Annotated in this window: 1 protein-coding gene; it reads right to left on the bottom strand. The window is 37.6% G+C overall.

Annotation, left to right across the window (positions count from 1 at the left end; translation table 11 throughout):
• Positions 1–71: 71 nt before the first annotated feature.
• The gene (locus tag HUN22_RS16910; RefSeq protein ID WP_174731825.1) at positions 72–1,379 is read right to left on the bottom strand and encodes a dicarboxylate/amino acid:cation symporter; all 1,308 of its coding nucleotides are present in this window, start codon (positions 1,377–1,379) and stop codon (positions 72–74) included.
• Positions 1,380–1,609: the final 230 nt, after the last annotated feature.

Below are 1,609 nucleotides of genomic sequence, written 5' to 3'. Positions count from 1 at the left end.
AAAAAAAAGAGCAATTTTATAAGGTCATATAAAATTGCTCTTAAGTTGGGAGAGTGGGAGAAAAGAGAAACTTAAGCGATCGTTTGTTCTTGGTTTGATTTAATTAATACAGGCTCTGATAATTCTTCAGTATCAGCCACTTTATCGCCTTCAAGCTTGGCAACAACTGCGGTCGCAATACTGTTACCGACTACATTTGTTGCAGTACGACCCATATCAAGGAACTGATCGATACCGAGTAGTAAAAGGATGCCAGCTTCAGGCAAATGGAACATCGTGAGTGTTGCTGAGATAACCACAATAGAAGCTCTTGAAACCCCCGCAATACCTTTACTTGTAATCATAAGAGTTAACAAGATTAAGATTTGTTGAGTGAAGCTAAGATCAATGTTGTAAGCTTGAGCAATAAAGAGTACTGCAAAGGTGGTATACATCATTGAGCCATCTAAGTTAAATGAATAACCCAAAGGCAAAACGAAGCTAGTCACTTTTTTAGGTACACCAAATTTATTTAGGGCATCCATTAATTTTGGATAGGCAGATTCGCTTGAAGCTGTAGCAAAAGCAAGCGTTACAGGTTCGCGAATTAATTTACCTAGGCGGAAAATATCCTTTTTAAGTACGATTGCACCAACAGAGAATAAGATGATCCAAAGTAATAGAAGACCAAAGTAAAACTCTGCGATTAAAATACCATAATCAACAATCAAGCCTAAACCTTGTACCGTAATTGCTGAAGCGATTGCAGCAAATACTGCAAAAGGTGCAAACATCATGACGTAATCAGTAATACGGAACATAATCTTGCTAAGCTCATCAGTCAAACGAATGATAACTGAATCTTTTTCTTTGCCTTGATTTACGAAAGCAAGTGCTGAACCAAAGAAAATAGAAAAAACAAGGACTTGTAAAATATCATTGTTTGCCATTGCTTCTGCAATACTTCGCGGGAATACATGGCTCAAGAACGATTGTAAAGTGAAACCAGTAGTCGCTGGGAGAGACGAGCTGCTCAATTGTTGTGCTGTTGGCAATACTAAATCTAAAGCTGCGCCTGGTTGGAAAAAGTTTGCTAAACCCATACCGATGGCAAGCGATACAAATGAAGCAGTAATAAACCAGGTCATCGACTTAAGTGTAATACTGCCGATTGATGTAGATTTCCCCATTGATACAATGCCACCTACAATCGTAGCAAATACCAGTGGAGCAATAATCATTTTAATAAGACGTAGAAAGATGTCTGTGACGATGTTGAAATAAGAGGCGATTTGCTTCAGTTGCTCACCTTCATTAAAGAAGTGGTGAGAAATCCAACCTGTTAGCACGCCAAGTAAAATAGCAATAACAATATACTTGAGCAATTTCTTTTGCTTCATGTGAACCTCTATCCATTTGATTCAATCATCCTTTGATGGGATTTAGATAATTGAAAGCTTTCCTTGTTAGTCCAGTCCGGTTGTTTTGACGATTTTATCTTCCTAGATTTCTATCTGCTTTAACCGGATCGAATATGGCGATGTTGTTATGGAGGTGGATTGTTGCTCGATTTTGAAGCAGAGTGAAATGCAAAAATATATTAAACCATGCATTTTTTGCATAATAAAAA

This window comes from Acinetobacter lactucae (assembly GCF_013344765.1).
In the GTDB taxonomy this organism is placed as follows: Bacteria; Pseudomonadota; Gammaproteobacteria; order Pseudomonadales; family Moraxellaceae; genus Acinetobacter; species Acinetobacter lactucae_A.
This window is presented reverse-complemented; position numbering and strand designations above follow the sequence as displayed.

Excerpts from the sequence above, each read along its gene's own strand:
- HUN22_RS16910 (WP_174731825.1), bottom strand. The coding sequence starts at position 1,379 with ATGAAGCAAAAGAAATTGCTCAAGTATATTGTTATTGCTATTTTACTT.